This window comes from Halomonas sp. FeN2 (genome assembly GCF_020595105.1).
GTDB lineage: Bacteria > Pseudomonadota > Gammaproteobacteria > Pseudomonadales > Halomonadaceae > Vreelandella > Vreelandella neptunia.
The window spans coordinates 3436386-3453345 of the sequence record NZ_CP074200.1; the positions used below are offsets into that span (position 1 = coordinate 3436386).

Sequence of the window (16960 nt, forward strand, 5' to 3'; positions counted from 1 at the left end):
CTGTATCAGCGCCAACTGCTGGAAAAGCAAGGGGGTTCCATGAAGAAAGCCGCTACGCTGGACGTTGCCAGAGACCGCTAGGCCTTGGCGCTGGCTTTTGCCAGCGGGATGCCACCGCGTGAGCGAGTCCCAGACCCAGCAGGCGCGCCTTGTCCACCTTGCCGGTCGAGATGCGCGTGTCCCAGGCCCGAGCACCGTGCGCTTTCACCTTGATCCCGATTTCCCGATAGACGCCGTGGGCGGTGCCGATGGCCCAGGCGCAGCGAGGCGGCAAGGCCGTCAATCCACCGCGGGCGGAGTCATAGTAGGGTTCCGCCCGCTCGATCAGTTGTCGGGCCAGGCCTGCCAGGGCCTCACGATGCCTTGGCGCGGTCATCTCCTGGCGTGGAATGCCGGCTTCCTCCAGCCACTGTGCCGGCAGATAGCAGCGACCGATGTGTGCATCCTCGATAATGTCCCGGGCGATATTGGTTAGTTGAAAGGCCAGCCCCAGGTCGCAGGCGCGATCCAGGGTCGCCTCATCCCTCGCGCCCATGATCCAGGCCATCATGATGCCCACCACGCCGGCCACGTGATAGCAGTAGTCCAGGGTGTCGTCGAGGGTGACATAGCGCCGCTGTGCCACGTCCATGGCGAAGCCGTCCAGGTGAGCCAGGGGATAGCGCTCGGGAATTCCGTGGCCGAGCGCCACCTCCTGAAAGGCGGCGAAGGCCGGGTTTTGCATGGGCTCCCCGGCATAGGCGCGACGCGTCAGGTGTCGCAGCTCGTTCAGGCGCGTCTCGCTGCTTTTGCCCGTGGTTTCCTGAGCACGAAAGCCCAACTGCTGGTCGTCGATCACGTCGTCGCAGTGGCGGCACCAGGCATAAAGCATCAGGGCGCTGCGACGAGTGGCCGGATCGAACAGCTTGGCGGCGGTGGCAAAACTCTTGGAGCCCACGGCGATCGTCTGCGCGGCATGCTGTCCTAGCTTATCGGTCATCGAGTCGCTCCAGCATCAGGCCCGCAGTGGCCTTGGCGGAACCGATCACTCCGGGCACCCCAGCGCCGGGATGGGTGCCGGCCCCCACGAGATAGAGGTTGTCGATCTTGGCATCCCGGTTGTGAGGCCGGAACCAGGCACTCTGGGTGAGAATCGGCTCCAGGGAGAAGGCGGAACCCAGGTGAGCGTTGAGCTCCTCGCGAAAATCCAGGGGCGTGAAGTGCCGACAGGTCACCAGGTGCTCCCGAAGCCCGGGAATATAGTGGCGCTCCAGATAGTCGAGGATGCGGTCGCGGTATATCGGCCCCTGGGTTTCCCAGTCGATGTTCGCCTTGCCCAGGTGCGGCACCGGTGCCAGGACATAGTGAGCGCTACAGCCTTCCGGTGCCAGGCTCGGGTCGGTGACACAGGGGGAGTGCAGGTAGAGGGAAAAATCCTCCGCCAGGGTGTCCGCGTTGAAGATCTCGTCGATCAATTCCTTGTAGCGGGGGCCAAAGCACACCGTATGGTGCTCCAGGCCTTGCGGTGGACGATCCAGGCCGAAATAGATCACGAACAGCGACATGCTGAAGCGCTTGCGGCCCAGGGCCCTGGCTTGGCGGGTGCCACGGGAATGCCCACTCAACAACTTGCTGTAGGTATGCATCACGTCCGCGTTGGAGGCCAGTGCATCCGTCGGGAAATGCCGGCCATCCGTCAGGGTGACGCCGTTCACCCGATCCCCTGCGGTTTCGATGCATGCCACTTCCGCGTTCAGTTCGAGGGTGCCGCCGAGATCCCTGAACAGCTGAACCAGGCCCTTTACCAGGGCCCCGGTGCCACCCCGGGGAAACCATACGCCCCACTCCCGTTCCAGGGCATGGATCAGGGTATATATGGAAGAAGTGGCGAAAGGGTTGCCCCCTACCAGCAGGGAATGAAAGGAGAAGACTTGGCGCAGGTGCGGATCCTCGATGAATTTCGAGACCATGGAGTAGACGCTGCGCCAGGCCTGAAGTTTCGCCAACTGCGGCCCGGCGGCGAGCATGTCGCGAAAGGCCAGAAAGGGCACGGCGCCGAGCTTGCGATAGCCCTCTTCGAACACCGCCTGCGAATAGCTCAGGAAGTGCCGATAGCCCTCCACGTCCCGGGGATTGCGCTCGGCGATCTGTCGCTCCAGGGCGGCCTGATCGTTGACATAATCGAAGGCAGGAGCATCTTCCCAGCATAGCCGGTAGAAGGGCGTGACCGGCAGCAGTTCGACATAATCTGCCATGTGTTTGTCTGCCAGACGAAAGAGCTCTTCCAGGGCGGAAGGGTCGGTAATCACCGTCGGACCGGCATCGAAGGTGAACCCCTGGTCTTCATAGACATAGGCACGGCCACCGGGCTTGTCGCGCTTTTCCAGCAGGGTGGTCTGGTAGCCGCCGGACTGCAGGCGAATCGCCAGGGCCAGGCCGCCGAAGCCAGCGCCGATCACCAGGGCACGTTGAGGCTGGGTCATGAGCGTATTCCGAAGAAGGTGGATGAAATCTTTTGTGGGGAATTCGCCCGCACTGCCTTGAGCGCTTCGCCAAGCGGCACCGGCGGCTTGCCCATCAGGATGCGCACCTTGTCGGCACGGTTCAGGCGTCCGGCGTAGAAGCGTTCGATCAGCGGTTCCGACAGACCATAGAAGCGTTGCATGACCTGCCAGCGCTGCTCCGGGCGGCCCGCCAGGAACAGCATGCGATTGAGCAGGCGAAAGTAGCCCTGATGTCGCCATTCCCGGGCGGCGAAGGCATGGATGGCCTGGAACAGCGACGCCCCATCGAGCTTGCCAAGCTCGGCGATGCGCTCCGCCAGACCCATGGCCTGGGGGAGGGAGTACCCAGTGGTGGGATGGAACAGACCGGCGCGCAGGCCGCTTCGCGGCTGGCCTTGGGCGTTCTGCCAGAAGGCATCGAACTCACCCGCCAGGATGATCGGCAGCACGCCGCTCTCCTCCCGCAGGGTTTCGACGACCCGCCAGTCGCGATCCCGCGCGTAGGCGTCGATATGCTCTCGCAGTCGGGCCGCGTCTGCCTCCGGGTGGTCCACGTAGTGGGTATCCTCGATCAGCAGGGTATCGTGGCTGAAGGGCAGCAGGTAGACGAAGCGGTAGCCGTCCTGCTGGGGCACGCTGGCGTCCATGAGGATCGGTTCTTCCAGGCCGTGGGGCTTGTCCAGGCGGACTTCCCGGCCGAGAAATGCCTGATAGCCCAGGGTCAGGTGAGCACTGTCGGTGGGGCCCCGACCGTCGATTACTGCGTTCGCGTGCAGCACCCGGCCATCCTCGAGCTCCACGCTATCCGTGGAAAGGCGGGCCACGCGCGTGTCGACCCACAGGCTGTCGCCCAGGGCCTCTTCCAGAACGCGGGCGAAATCCCGGGAGAAAATGCTGGCATAGCCTCCGTTCAACAGGCGCTCGCGGTGCGGGAAAATCACCCGGTGCCGCGGCCAGCGGCAGCCCACCATGGGCGCCAGCCAGGCATGCTGGTCTGCGGAGAGATCGCCATCGTGAAACGACCAGGTGTGATGACCACCGGGGCGACTTTCGCTTTCCAACATCAGCAGGCGCAACCCTGGCTGCGCCTGTATCAAACGCAGGGCGATCAGGCCGTTGGCCAGACCGCCCCCCACCAGTACAAGGTCATATCTTGGCGCGTTCATGAGTCAGACCTCGTCGCCAGCGACCGGCGCGGCAGGACAGGGGCGATGACGGCGATATACCTAGCCATGGGGCGCTTCCAGAGGGACGCCGCGATCATCCAGCAGCACCGCCGCACGCAAGGCATGCAGATCGGCGCTGCCGGTACAAAAACAGGCGATACGCAGTTGCTGGATGACCACCTCGAAGTGCTCGATCACCGCCTGACTGGATTCGGTGGCACTCTCGAGCACTGCCGCGGCCTGGCCCACCAGATCCGCGCCCAAGCGTATGGCCTTAGCGGCGTCCACCCCATCGCGAATGCCGCCGGAAGCAATCAGCGGCGTCTCCGGCAGGGTTTGGCGCACCGCTTGAATGGCCTGGGCGGTGGGGGTGCCCCAGCCGGCGAAGGCCATGGCGACCCGTCGCTGAGTCTCATCTTTCGCGCGTTCCGCCTCCACCGCCGCCCAACTGGTGCCGCCGGCGCCGGCCACGTCGATCATCGCCACGCCTTCTTCCACCAGCGCCCGGGCCACCTCGGGGGAGATACCCGCGCCGACTTCCTTGACCACCACCGGCACCTCGAGCGACGTGACCAGCGTGCCGATGGCCTGAAGCACGCCACGCCAGTCCCGGTCGCCGCCCTGTTGCACCGCTTCCTGCAGGGGGTTGAGATGAACGATCAATGCATCCGCCTCGATCATCTCAACCGCCCGGCGCGCCCAGTCGATTCCCTGGGGCTCCCGTAGCTGACCCGCGCCGATATTGCCAAGCAGGGGAATATCCGGAGCGATGCGGCGTAACTGCTTAGTCAGGCCATGATCGCTGCCAGACTGCAGGGCGACTCGCTGGGAACCGATGGCCAGGGCGATACCCAGGTGTTGGGCGGCTTCTGCCAGGTGATGATTGATCGTTTTGGCCCGCTCGGCACCGCCGGTCATGGAACTGATCAACAGCGGCGCGTTCACGGGTTTATGGAAAAATCGTGTGCTTAGATCGATATCGTCCAAGTGCAACTGTGGCAAGGCGCAATGGGCGAAGCGATAGTCGGCGAATCCCGTAAGGGTCGACGTGTTAGCCCGACGGGCGTCCAGCACGATGTCGAGATGATCATTCTTGCGTTTCACCATACTGTCATCGGTCATGTCGCGCTCCTGCTGGAGATGCAGCCCGTTGCTGCTTTAGGCGTTTTTTGAGTTTTCTGACATCTGGCGCGTAAAGGAAGCCGAAGGACACAGCACCCTCTCGAGTACGTACGGCATGATGTATGCGGTGAGCTTGAACCAGACGCTTCAAGTAGCCGCTCTTCGGCTGCCAGCGAATCGGCCAGCGTTGGTGAACCATACCGTCGTGAAACAGAGAGTAAGCGACGCCGTACAGCGTAATGCCTGATGCGATGGCCATGAGAGGCTTCCAGTAAAGATCCCCCACAGCAAACATGCCGACCACCACCAGCGAAAACACAACAACATACAGGTCGTTTTTCTCGAACACGCCCTCAGTGGGTTCGTGATGGGATTTGTGCCAGCGCCAGCCCCAGCCGTGCATAATGTACTTATGGGCGTACCAGGCGAACACTTCCATGCCCAGGAAAGCCGCTATCACAAGCAGAAGAGTCCAGAACCAGTCCATCATGTTTTACAACCTCTCTTAGGCCGGCGTCTTGAATAAGGGGAGGGCAGCTAAAAGCAGGCACACCAGTGCCACGGCAGCCAAGATGCCGCTGGGCTGGGCTAGCTGAGACCAGCTATCGCCGCGAATCAACGCCCCATAAAAACCTTCAATAGCCCAGGCATTCGGCGTGAACAAGCTCACCGTCTGTAACCAGTCAGGCATCATAAAACGTGGCACCATTGAGCCGCCGACGCTGGAAATAATGAGCACAAAAAACGAAGAAAAGGTTGTCGCCTGTTGCGTTGTTCGACACAGCGACAGGAGTAAAAGTGCCAGTCCGGCACTAGCGGCGGCGCAGGCAAGTGCCATGACAATGACTTTCGCCAAAGCGCTCTCTATCTGTAGTCCAAAACCGAACCTGGCAACCAGGAATATAGCGCTAGCCTGCAAAAATCCCAGACTTAACAAAAACAGAAACCGTCCCAGCAGTAACCGTGAATGCGCCGCTTTGCTCAGTAGAAGGCGTTCGGAGATACCGTTTTGGCGCTCTTCCAAACTGACCATGCCCGCGTTCACGGCGGACAATAACAAGAACAAAATAGTGGTGGCACCCGCATAGTAAGCAATGCCGCTAAGCCCAGATATAGACGCTGGCGCCTGGCCATAAACTGGTTGAAACTCGATAAGCGCGTCTTCGGCGGCTGCGCTGTCCGATTCTCGGGCCATTGCTTCTAAAGCGGCGTCCAAGCGCGCCTGTTGTTCGGGCGAGAAGCCATCAACCAAAGCTTCTGTGCTTTGCGCAAGACGTTGGGCCAGAACCTGTGGTTGTTGAGAGGCCAGGCTTTGTCGCAGCCAGCCTTGTAAAGAGAGGGCGGCAATTTCACGGGTGGGCTCGCTGACGATGGTAAACAGCGGACGGTTGTTATTGTCTGATTGCCCGTGGATGATCACCGCTGTGTCGAAATTGCCTTGTCGCACCTCTTCCAGCAGTTGAGCACGGCTCGAATCGGGCAGAGCCGTCATCTCCACGTCTTGGGACTGTGTCAGGTGCTGTGCGAAGTCTTGCAATACCGGATCTTCTGTTTCCACCACTAGCCCTACCCGCAAGTGCAGGTCGCCTTCCGTGGCGCCGGAGAAGATGCTGGCAAATATGGCGAATACCAGGCTGGGCAAAGCGAATGCCAGGAGTAACGCTCCGCGGTCACGCAACAGGCCTAGGGTCATCACTCGGAAAATTGCCCTCATGGCACAGTCTCCGCTGCAGAATCAGTTCGGGCACCGGTAAAGTGCTGCATCACGTTTTTTAATCCAGGTCGGCGTACCGAAACCTCGGCAATGGCATCACGTGCGTCGCCCAAGCCGCGGTAGAGGTGATTGATCACCCTATCCAGCGGTAGGTCACTTTGGAGCCACCATTCACTGCTCTCATCACTGCGAGGGCGAAAACCAATCTCCTGCAGCCGCTCACAGAGTGCCGGGAAGAGCATGTGAACCGTACGCACAACGAACAGCTGACGGTTGCCGAAGGTCTCCTGTATTAACGTCTGGGGCTCGGCCAAGGCTTTTAGTTGGCCTTGATGAAGAAGGGCGACGCGGTGGGATAGCGCTTCAGCTTCATCTAACTCATGAGTCACGACGACCATGGCCGCCCCTTGCTCGGCGCGGCGGCGAATAAGGTCGTGGATTGACATGCGCGCACTCAGATCGACCCCGGCCGTGGGTTCGTCCAGCACGAGTAGAGAGGGGTGGGAGACCAGGGTGGCTGCCAAGTGTAAGCGTCGTTGCATACCACCAGACAAGTGATCCACCCGCACATGGGCTTTGTCTGTTAACTCGATTTCTTCCAGCGCTTGGCTGACCCGTGTGGGCACCTGGTGGCGGCTGACACCTGCGCAGCGCGCGAAAAACTCCAGGTTCTCCCGCCCCGTCAGGTGCCGGTATAAACCCAGGAACTGGGGGGTGAAACCGATGGAATGCTGATAGGCCTTACCTGGAGAAAGCGCTTTTCCTGCAATGAATATTTGCCCAGAGGTGGGGCGCAGCTTGCCGGTGATGGCGCGCAACAATGTCGATTTTCCGGCACCGTTAGGCCCGAGGATGCCGAGTATTTCGCCTGGACGTACCTGTAAAGAAACGTCGTCTAAGGCGCTGTGGCTGCCGTAGACAACCCGTAGTCGATCAATGGTGAGTGCTGCAGTCGTCGTCATTCGCAAGGTCTAAACCCCAAGCCTTTGTGCCGCAACGTTAAAGGTAACGAACTGTTGTTCCACGAGCGCTGCGAGTAAGGATTCATCGTATCCTGCTCTACTCAATTGCTCTCTTGCCATGGCTTGTGCATTGCTCAATGCGCCGCGAACTTCTTCCGGTGTATAAAGAGAAAGCAAAGTGGTTTTCGCCGTATCCTGCTGCACGTCCTTACCGGTCTCCTGCACAAAGGTACTGTGATCCAACATATCATCGTAAAGCTGAAACAGCAGACCAAAGGCACGGGCAAAGCGCGTCAATGCGTCTATCACTTCTGCATCCACCCCCCTAAGTCGTGCACCGGTGACGACAGCAAACTCAAACAGGCAACCTGTTTTCTGGTGGTAGAGTTGCTCAATGGCGCTCTTGGAGCCCACGGGCTGATTTTGTAAATCAGCGATCTGCCCGCCAACTAATCCCATAGAACCAATAACATGGCTGAGATGAGCGCTCACGGCGACTTTGGTGGAAGCATCCACGTTGGGGCAATCGGCGATAACCCCGTACGCGAGGTTGAGGAAGTTGGTTGAGGCAAGAATGGCTGTGCTTTCGGAAAAGCGTATGTGCGTGCAGGGGCGATCGCGGCGCATAGTCGCATCGTCCATGCAGGGCAGGTCGTCGAGAATCAGCGAAGCGGTATGCACCAGTTCCGATACGCAGGCCATACGGAGGGTGCGGCTGTCAGTGGCCACGTTCGCAGCCAGAAGCGTAAGAAGTGGGCGCAAGCGCTTGCCTGAACCCAATAAGGCGTAATGCATGGCTTGATGCAGATGCGTGGGCGATGTTTCCTGAGCTGGCAGAAGGTTCAGCAAAGTTGCGTTTACCATGCTCTTTAGATGGACAACATCCATCGGTGGAGTCATTGGAGCCTGTCTCTTTCTACCTTGGGACGCGACAGACGCGCACTTTGCGGCGGACGCTTGCGGCTTGCGTGTAAAGGTCACCCTGTACCCCCGATTGCCTACCGATGCGGCCGTAATAAAGTCAGAGCTGACTCCATTGAACCGCCATTTGAAAATGGTACTGACCTAGTCTTTTTGGATCACCACGAAAGACGGGCGACTACACGCTTCTCATCAGCGAGTAGCGAAAACGACCAGCCATTGCGCTCACACAGCCGTTGCACGATACCCAGACCAAGACCATACCCTTGAGACGGCGGTGCCTCAGTCGGCGTGTGCCGATTATCAGCGTCACTGCTCACCTGATTGGTGACTAAGAGCTCATGCTCTTTAACACGAATCGTGATCGGCCCATGCGCGTGGAGCGTATGTTCGAACGCATTTCGCACCAGATTATTGACCGCAATAGAAAAAGCCTGTGGATGTCCGTTGACCCTGGGTTTTGCGAGTTCGTCGATATCAACATCGATGAGTTTGCGGGTCAGCAGGTAGCGCTGCTGATCTATCGCTTTGCTCACCAGCGGCATCACTAAAAACTGCTCGTCATACAATCCGTCGTCGGTTTCGCGAGCGAGGCACAAGAACATTTCAATCGTGGTTTTCATATCGAGCGTAGCGCGCCTCACTCGATCTACCACCTTCACATCGGCCGCTGACAAATCACTTTGTTCAAGCAGCTCAAGTGCGCCTGTTATGACCGTGATCGGCGTCCGTAACTCATGACTGGCTGAACTTGTAAAGAATCGCTCCCTTTCAACAAATGCGCTGATACGCTCTAGAGTTTTCTCTATGGTTCTGGCGAGCACGCCAACCTCATCATCGCCGAAGCGGCTGGAATCTATGCGTTTATGATCTTCGGCCGTTAGTTGTTCCGGGTCGATGTCTGCGACCGCTTTGGCGAGTTGCGCCACAGGGGCGACGGCTTTACGCATAACAACCACGCCCAGCCCGAAACCAAGAGTAGCGAGCGCACCCACGGCACCGGTGATAAAGAGCAGCCACCACCAATCCTCTGACGATGCAGCTTCAATCCCGGTAACATCGAACACCACAAAGCCGTGTTGCTGTTCATCGCCAGTAGCTACTACCGCGACATGCAGTTCTATATTCTCGAATTCGTACAAGCCCTCATCGGGATTGGTTTGTGCCCATTCCCTCAATGATTCAGGCAAGCTACCGATTTCATCGTACCCGCGAAGGTTCATCGGCATAGAGGGGTAGCTCTCTGCGGCACGCTGCAACTGATGCTGGAGCACCCGGTCTTCGGTAAACCTGATCGCAGCGAAGAAGGCGAACCCCCAGGCCACGCTCAATACAGCAACGCACACTGCAAATGCAATGGCGACACGCGTGCGTAAACTGTGCCGGTACATTACTGAGCATCCTCTGCAATTCGGTACCCGATGCGATGCACGGTATGAATTAACGGGCTATCAAACGGCCTATCGATAGCCTGGCGCAGCTTGTATAAGTGGGAACGAAGCGCATCGCCATCGGGACGCTCGTCAGCCCACAACAACGTTTCGAGATCATCGCGAGCCACAACAGACGGCGCCTCTTCCATCAATCGTTGCAGTAGTCTCATGCCGGTAGGGGTGAGATTGATGCGCTGCCCCGCACGATGCACTTGCAGCGTGGACCTATTCATAGTCAGATCACCAACCGTTAACAGGTTGTCGGTTTTTCCGTGGCTACGTTTGTACAGCGCCTGCAGTCGCGCATGTAGTTCTTGCAGTGCGAATGGCTTGACCAAATAGTCATCGGCTCCCGCCTCGAACCCCTTAAGTTTATCGTCAAGGGTGTCTCTCGCCGTTAGCATGAGCACAGGCGTTTCTACTTTGGCATCAGCTCGCAGCTTCTTGCAGAAACTTAGGCCATCCATCCCTGGAAGCATCAGATCCAGAACGATAGCGTCGAACGGATTTGTCAGTGCCAAGTACATCGCGCTTATACCGTCGAAGGCAAAATCCACAACATAGCTATGCTTTTCAAGATACTCAGCAATGTTCTCGCAAATGTCGCGGTTGTCTTCGACAATCAACACTCTAACCGGTGCCGCTCCAAGCACGTTTCCCATCAGCTGATCTCCCTTTTCAGGCATAACCCAGTTGCAGACCCATTAGTGACTCGGCCTCGCTGTCTGGATGAAACTCTGGGAGGTTAGCAAAGCCGATGTGACTAAAACGTCGCTGAAATGTGAAAGCGACAATCTACTGATACTAGCAAATGCGAATAGGACGGTATCGGCTTCTTCTACAGCTTTTCTGACCTTTTAATCGGGCTCCAGCTCATGGGACGGGGCTGCCCGGTAATGCGTCTTTCAGAAGTCTTAGCGGGGGATCGGAACGATCAAGAAGTATTGCGTAAGTTTTCAGTAAGTGAGCGGCTGTGACAGTCAACACGCTTTCCATCCAACGTTGACTGAAGGGCCTCTGATCTTTGAAGAATTCGCGCATGCTCTATCGACTCCTGCACCGGTGGCGCTGGCTTGGCGCCTGGACACTGGCCAACCTGCTGCTTACCTGGATGATCTCGCTGCGTTATGTCGGCTATATCCAGCCCGAGGGGGCCGAGCAGTGGGGCTACCTGCTGATGGTTTTCCTCGGCCATCTCTCGCTGCTGGTATGGCTGGGAGCTTTGCCGATGTTCCTGCTGGCCACGCTGTTGCGCGGCATCGGGCTATGGCTGATGACCACCCTGTGGGCGAGTGGCCTGCAGCTGTTGCTGCTGCTTGATACCTTCGTCTACGCTCAGTATCGCTTCCACCTGAGCGGCTTTATCCTCGACCTGCTGCTCAACGCCGGGGGAGATGTGTTCAGCTTCTCATGGGTCGCCTGGGCACTAACCGTCGGTGGCGTGCTGGGTATGTTGGCGGTGCAGGGAGGTCTCGGGCTGCTGTTCAGGCGACGTCCACCTTCACGGCCGGTGGGCGCAATGCTGGTAGTGAGCTTGTTGGCCCTGCTGGGGGTGCACGGTTGGCATGCCTGGGCGGATGCCCACTACGACCGCGATATCACCGGCATGACGCGTCATGTGCCGGTCTTCTATCCGGCCACTGCCAAGCGCTTCTTCGCCAAACAGGGGTGGGTCGACCCCCAGGCGGTGCGCGATCGGGTGGATCTCAAGGCGACGGAGGGAAAGGCGCAGGGCCTGGTCTACCCCTCCGCGCCGCTGAGCTGCTCGCCATCGGTGTCTTCCGACAACCTGCTGCTGGTGCTGGTAGATGCCCTGCGTCACGACATGCTCACTCCTGAAGTGATGCCGAATCTTTACCGGTACGCCAGTCAACCCGGTTGGTTCAGGGCGCGTGAGCATATCAGTGGTGGTAACTCCACCAAGGCAGGCGTCTTCAGCCTCTTCTATGGCCTGCCAGTCACCTACTGGGATGCATTTACTGCCAGCCAGACGCCCCCGGTGCTGATGGAGCAATTCGAGGCTGCCGATTACCGCTTTCAGGTTCTCTCTTCGGCGACACTGGTGAGCCCTGCCTTTGACCGTAACGTTTTTGCCGGTCTCAAGGATGTCTCGCTGAAGCCAGCAAAGGGCGAGCCCTGGGAACGCGACCAGCAGATCACCGATGATTGGCTAGCCTGGATGGACAAAGAAGAGGCAAGGTCAGATGAGCGGCCGTTTTTTGGTTTCCTGTTCTATGACGCCGTGCATGGCTACAGCCATCCGCCAGACTTTCCGCGGTTCACGCCCTATTGGGAACATATCAACCACATGAGCCTGGGGCCTGGCTTTGATCCCGAACCTTACTGGAACCGCTATCGCACGGCAGCACGCTATGTGGATCAGCAATTGGGACGCGTACTCGATGACCTGGAGCGCCGTGGGCGGCTTGAGGATACTGCGATAGTGATTACTGCCGACCACGGAGAGTCCTTCAACGAACATGGCAAGAACTACTGGGGACATGGCAGCAACTACACGCCGGAGCAGGTTCAGGTTCCGCTGGTGATGCATTTGCCGGGACTATCCGGTGGGGCGCTGGAGCGGCGAACGCACCACGCCGATATCGCCCCGACGCTGCTCGAGGAACTGCTCGACTGTGAATCGGCTCCTCAACACTACACCCTGGGGCAAAGCCTGTTGGACGCCGACCCCCATCGCGACTGGATGCTTTCGGGCAGCTACATGGGTTATGGCATCCTGATGCCCGACTACCAGGTGGCCGTGCATCCCACTGGGGCCTTCGAGGTCTATGACTACCGCATGAACGAACTCGACGATATCAAGCTCCAGCCCCGGGTGTCGAACGAGGTACTCAGGGCGCTGTCGAGGTTCTATCGCTAAGACACCAAGGATGGTGCATTGCAGGCTTTCATGATCTTCTCCCGCGAGCTTGGTATTGATTCCTTGAAAGAGGGTTGTTGGCCGTATTTGCGCTTAATAGCAAACTAGCGCTTGTAGGAAAGCATCTACTAGAAGCGCTCAAGAGATGGCGCAATGAATACGATGAACAGCGCCAGAAAGCCAAGTATCCCGAAGGCATAGTGCAGAGTGACAAAGTGGGCGGTAAAGCCAATCAACGGCGGCCCGAGAAGCATGCCGCCATAGCCCAAGGTCGCCACACTGGCGATAGCAACGCCGGGGGGTGTGTCGGGATCGTTCGCTGCCCGCGAAAAGGCCAAGGGCATGATGAGTGCGTAGCCGATACCGAGGAAGAAAAAGCCAAGCAGCGCTGCCATGAAATTGGCGGGAAGCACGGCAAGCAGTACGCCAAGGGCGGCCGAACACCCGGCGAAGCGTGCAGCGGTCGCCGGGCCTAACCGGGAAATTACGCCGCCCCCGATCAAACGCATGATGACCATTGCCAGCGAGAATACCGCGTAGCCTATGGCTCCCTGGGCTGTGGTCGCCGAGGTGACGGTGACCAGAAACAGAGCACTCCAATCGGCAATGGCGCCTTCGCCCAGAGAGGCGCAAAGGGCGATGATGCCGACCCAAAGTAGCACCCCATGGGGTAACGGAAAGCGCTTCGCACCCGCCGCGCGCGGCCTCGTTTCAGACTGCCAGCCGATGCTCCCCAGCAAAATCGTGCTTACGTACATTGTGATGCCGATGAGCGAAAAGTGCGTAAGCAGCGACAGATCCAGGCTGACTGCCATATAGCCCGCAGCGGCGCCGACTCCCGCCCCCAAACTCCACATGGCGTGAAACGATGACATGACCGGCTTTGCGATGAAACGCTCCGCCTCGCCGGCCCAACTGTTCATGGTGACATCCATGGCACCATGGCCGGCACCGAAGAGAAACAGTGCAGCAGCCGTCAACCAGAGATTGAAAGCGCAAGCGATCATCACTAAGGCAAGGGTATAGGCGACCGCAATGGCGAGTGTCGCGCGCGCGGCGCCAAAAGTATCCGACGCCCTGCCAGCCAGCGGAAACGAAATCAGAGCGCCGGAAGCAAGCACGAGCAGCAGTAGGCCGAGCCAGCCGCCATCCAGGTTGTGGTGCTCCGCCACCGTGGGAATGCGCGAAGCCCAGGTACCGAACAGGCCACCGTTGAGAAAGAACATGGCGGCGACAGCGAGCCAGACGCGTCGAGGACTAGGCATGCACAACCTCCATGGCTGAGCTACCAAACTCCTTCACTTCTACCGCCTCTGCATCAGTGATCAGGCAATCAATATCTTCGATAGCGACTGCTCTATGCCGTGCGCGTCGTCCAATTTTCTCACGAGAGGCCAGCACCAGGGTGCTCTTCGCCGCCCGGGACATGGCGTGTTTGAGGTACGCTTCCTGCAGGTCGTCAGCGCTGAGTCCAAATTCGGCATCCAGACCGCAGGCGCCGAGTATGGCGATATCCGCATAGAGGTTGGCAGCGGCAAGTAGCGCAGTATCACCGACATTGACCCCGCCGCGCACGCCCAACTGCCCCCCCAGCATAAAGACCTCGACGCCATTTTTTTGGCAGGCCACCGCGACCCAAGGGGAGGGCGTCATTACCAGCAGCCCCGATTTTGGCTGTAGTCTCTCGGCGAGCGCGAGTACCGTGGCGCCGCCATCAAGCAGTAGGGTATCGGCGTGGTTAATGAAGTTCGAAGCCCGGGCGGCAATGGCATCAATGGCCTGTGACGGGGCCTCAACCCGATACTGCAAGGGAGGTGAAGCTGGCGCAGTTGCAACCGCGCCGCCTCGAACCCGTTGTGCTTTGCCTTGCTGTTCAAGTGCAATGATGTCTCGGCGAATGGTGTCCAGCGACACTTCGAACTCAACCGCAAGGTCTTGCGCGATCAGTTGTTCGCCGTTGGCAAGCCTGGCCAATAACTGCTGCTGCCGGGTTTCGGGAACGTTAAGCATTATATCTCCTATACGTTATTTTGCATTTTTATGCAGGTTTGTGCATTTTTTAGCATGTTTTGTGCATGAGATGCTAGAGGCTCGAATAGCATTATTTGCTGCGAGTAGGACAGGCAGCCGCCCGCAATCGATAACGGCAGGAGAAGGGGGAGATGGTCAGGCAGCAAGCCAGACACTTTTAGTTGCGGCGATATTGAGAAAGTGGAATAGCAAAAGTATCTTGGCGGCTACCAGGTTGCAGGGTTGAGACGTTCGCAAATCCCTTCATCTACAACCTTTTTGGCATAGTGTTACTATATAACAGTAATCTATTTCTCAAATACTCCGAACGTCCTGGGTGGGCAGTAACAGCAAGATCCCGAGACAGACGATGGCGGTCACCTGGAACACACCTGTCATTTTCCAAAGGTCTGCTCCCACCCCGGCGAGGGAAGGCGATACCAGTTGACCTGCGGAAATAAGAAAGAAGGTTAGACCAAAACCTAGAGAGGGGGCTTCAGGAAAGCAATAGACACTCCAAATGCCGTATAGCGCGGTGATTAATATGAACGTGGCGCCAAACACCACTGCCGATATGGTGAGCATCAGCATGCCTTCACTCGCAACGGTAAGTGAGGCTATTGAGGTAGCAATGGCCAGCGTTGCCCATTTCAATATCCTAGCCAACCCAAAACGAGTTACCAGGTCGCCGGCCAATCCACCCGCCACACCGGCAATGCCGACAATCATCCAAAAGATCACGCTGCTTGTTTCAGAAAGGCGATTGTTTCCTGCAATCAATTCAACAGAAAATGTCCAGTAAACGGAGGTTACCAGCCCAAATAACAGCGCGCCCAGTAGTAAGCGACGCACCAATTTATCCTTCAATTTGCGTCTCAGCAGCATCAGCATGGGCTCCTGGCAAGCAGGCAACCTATCTGAGTGTTCTTCAAGGGAGGATGGATGGTGAGCAGTGCCGCGCGTAGAGCCCGGCATTATCAACAGGTTCCATAGCGTGGCTGTCAGCGCGATAAACGCAAAACACAGCCAAGCCAGTTGCCAGCGAGAGCCGGCAATGAGTGCCAGGGGGCCAGATACCATTACCCCAAAACTGGTTCCTGAATTAATGATGGCGTAGTAGCGACTCCGTTTGTCAGCGCGGCACAGTTGCTTGATGGCATCGGAAAGCGGTGGATAGGCCAGCCCTGGACTACAGCCGGCAAGTGTCACCCCCAGTGCTAACCACAGCGGGTTGCCTGCCAGTGCGACTAACAGCATACCCAGCGTCGCCGTCATCCCCCCCAATATAATCGGCAGGCGGGGACTAAAACGGCGCACCAGTATTGGGCTGACCAGCGTTGCCAGTAGATACCCCAAATAGGAGGCACTACCGATCGCGCCCACTGTTGCTTGGTCTAAATTAAAATCGTCTCTTATGGCAGGCACAAACAGGCCATAGGTATAGCGTGACAGTCCGTAAGTAGAAGCCACAATCAAGAGACCAGCGCCGATAACATTAAAGGGTGAGTTTCGCTTGAGTAAGCTGGGCAGGTACCTGCTCATAGCGCACGATACTGAGCAAGCATTTTGATGGAAGCCTTCAATGCAGCCTCAATAGGCCAATCCTGCATAAAATTCTGTGCTTGTATAATGGCGCCATCAAAAAGCGAATAGATAACCGTCACTAACTCTTCGAATTCACTAGGCTTCATCACTGCCCGATATTCATTCAGCACATAATTGGCGATAAGTTGTCGTACGCGATTCTTGTGGTCACGCACGACGGCTCTAATCGGGCTTTCCTCATTGCTGAACTCACCGGCCATATTGATAAACCCACAACCACGATAACCTTCTTCGCGGATCTGGTCGTACCACATGCTATACATAGCGGCGATACGCCTATCGGCCGATGCATGCTGGGCAATTCGCTCCTTGAGCTGGCGTATCCAAACTTCTTCGCGTTGTTTTAGCCAGGCGATAGCGAGGGTCTCTTTGCTCGGGAAATGGCTATAAAAGCTGGCCTTAGCGACGCCGGACTCACTAATAATCTGATTGATGCCCGTCGAGCAATAGCCCTGACGGAAAAACAATCGGCTAGCGGTCTCAATAATACGCTCGCGTGGCCGGGAGGCCGGCAATGGATCCATCGTCATTGTAAAAATCTCTGAACAGACAGGTCTGTCTATTAATATGGGCAGCCATCCTCAATGCGTCAAGCGCTAAAGGAATCCGATAGTTAGGCGTATGCGTTGATAGCCTGTCTTATCAATGGCTTGGTTATACGCT

The 16960-nt window shown here is 57.8% G+C and carries 15 protein-coding genes; 1 reads left to right on the forward strand and 14 read right to left on the reverse strand.

Translation table 11 applies throughout. The features are described from left to right. Positions 1-52 precede the first annotated feature (52 nt). The 10 genes from crtB to KF947_RS15945 all read right to left on the reverse strand — a co-directional run bounded on the left by crtB (position 53) and on the right by KF947_RS15945 (position 10463). Positions 53-979 (reverse strand): 15-cis-phytoene synthase CrtB, encoded by a 927-nt coding sequence (gene crtB, locus KF947_RS15900; RefSeq protein WP_227404432.1) that lies wholly within the window; start codon positions 977-979, stop codon positions 53-55. Next, positions 969-2462 carry a phytoene desaturase gene (locus KF947_RS15905; RefSeq protein WP_227404433.1) on the reverse strand — a complete coding sequence of 498 codons (1494 nt, stop codon included), beginning with the start codon at positions 2460-2462 and terminating at the stop codon, positions 969-971. Before KF947_RS15905 ends, crtB begins: the two co-directional genes overlap by 11 nt. After that, on the reverse strand, positions 2459-3649 hold the full coding sequence (crtY, locus tag KF947_RS15910; protein ID WP_227404434.1) for a lycopene beta-cyclase CrtY: 1191 nt from the start codon (positions 3647-3649) through the stop codon (positions 2459-2461). Before crtY ends, KF947_RS15905 begins: the two co-directional genes overlap by 4 nt. Positions 3650-3709: 60 nt before the next feature. Further along, the gene (fni, locus tag KF947_RS15915; protein ID WP_227404435.1) at positions 3710-4771 is read right to left on the reverse strand and encodes a type 2 isopentenyl-diphosphate Delta-isomerase; all 1062 of its coding nucleotides are present in this window, start codon (positions 4769-4771) and stop codon (positions 3710-3712) included. Continuing rightward, positions 4761-5261, reverse strand: coding sequence for a sterol desaturase family protein (locus tag KF947_RS15920; protein WP_227404436.1), 501 nt, complete (start codon positions 5259-5261; stop codon positions 4761-4763). Before KF947_RS15920 ends, fni begins: the two co-directional genes overlap by 11 nt. A gap of 15 nt (positions 5262-5276) precedes the next feature. After that, the gene (locus tag KF947_RS15925; protein ID WP_227404437.1) at positions 5277-6485 is read right to left on the reverse strand and encodes an ABC transporter permease; all 1209 of its coding nucleotides are present in this window, start codon (positions 6483-6485) and stop codon (positions 5277-5279) included. After that, positions 6482-7447 (reverse strand): heme ABC exporter ATP-binding protein CcmA, encoded by a 966-nt coding sequence (gene ccmA, locus KF947_RS15930; RefSeq protein WP_227404438.1) that lies wholly within the window; start codon positions 7445-7447, stop codon positions 6482-6484. The genes KF947_RS15925 and ccmA overlap by 4 nt, the downstream gene beginning before the upstream one ends. Positions 7448-7456: 9 nt before the next feature. Continuing rightward, entirely contained in the window at positions 7457-8347 is an 891-nt protein-coding gene (locus tag KF947_RS15935) for a polyprenyl synthetase family protein (RefSeq protein WP_227404439.1), read from the reverse strand. Between the two features lie 179 nt (positions 8348-8526). After that, positions 8527-9759, reverse strand: coding sequence for a sensor histidine kinase (locus KF947_RS15940; protein WP_088700746.1), 1233 nt, complete (start codon positions 9757-9759; stop codon positions 8527-8529). Beyond that, positions 9759-10463: a response regulator transcription factor gene (locus KF947_RS15945; RefSeq protein WP_227404440.1), complete on the reverse strand. Its 705-nt coding sequence runs from the start codon at positions 10461-10463 to the stop codon at positions 9759-9761. The genes KF947_RS15940 and KF947_RS15945 overlap by 1 nt, the downstream gene beginning before the upstream one ends. Positions 10464-10840: 377 nt before the next feature. Between KF947_RS15945 and KF947_RS15950 the strand changes: the two genes are divergently transcribed. Then, positions 10841-12682 (forward strand): DUF3413 domain-containing protein, encoded by a 1842-nt coding sequence (locus tag KF947_RS15950; RefSeq protein WP_227404441.1) that lies wholly within the window; start codon positions 10841-10843, stop codon positions 12680-12682. 128 nt (positions 12683-12810) lie between these two features. Here the strand turns inward: KF947_RS15950 and KF947_RS15955 are convergent, their stop codons facing one another. The 4 genes from KF947_RS15955 to KF947_RS15970 all read right to left on the reverse strand — a co-directional run bounded on the left by KF947_RS15955 (position 12811) and on the right by KF947_RS15970 (position 16827). After that, the gene (locus KF947_RS15955) at positions 12811-13947 is read right to left on the reverse strand and encodes an MFS transporter (protein ID WP_088700750.1); all 1137 of its coding nucleotides are present in this window, start codon (positions 13945-13947) and stop codon (positions 12811-12813) included. Further along, the gene (locus KF947_RS15960) at positions 13940-14692 is read right to left on the reverse strand and encodes a DeoR/GlpR family DNA-binding transcription regulator (protein WP_133733043.1); all 753 of its coding nucleotides are present in this window, start codon (positions 14690-14692) and stop codon (positions 13940-13942) included. Before KF947_RS15960 ends, KF947_RS15955 begins: the two co-directional genes overlap by 8 nt. A gap of 315 nt (positions 14693-15007) precedes the next feature. Further along, positions 15008-16234: an MFS transporter gene (locus KF947_RS15965; protein ID WP_227404442.1), complete on the reverse strand. Its 1227-nt coding sequence runs from the start codon at positions 16232-16234 to the stop codon at positions 15008-15010. After that, positions 16231-16827 carry a TetR/AcrR family transcriptional regulator gene (locus KF947_RS15970; RefSeq protein WP_227404443.1) on the reverse strand — a complete coding sequence of 199 codons (597 nt, stop codon included), beginning with the start codon at positions 16825-16827 and terminating at the stop codon, positions 16231-16233. Before KF947_RS15970 ends, KF947_RS15965 begins: the two co-directional genes overlap by 4 nt. Positions 16828-16960: the final 133 nt, after the last annotated feature.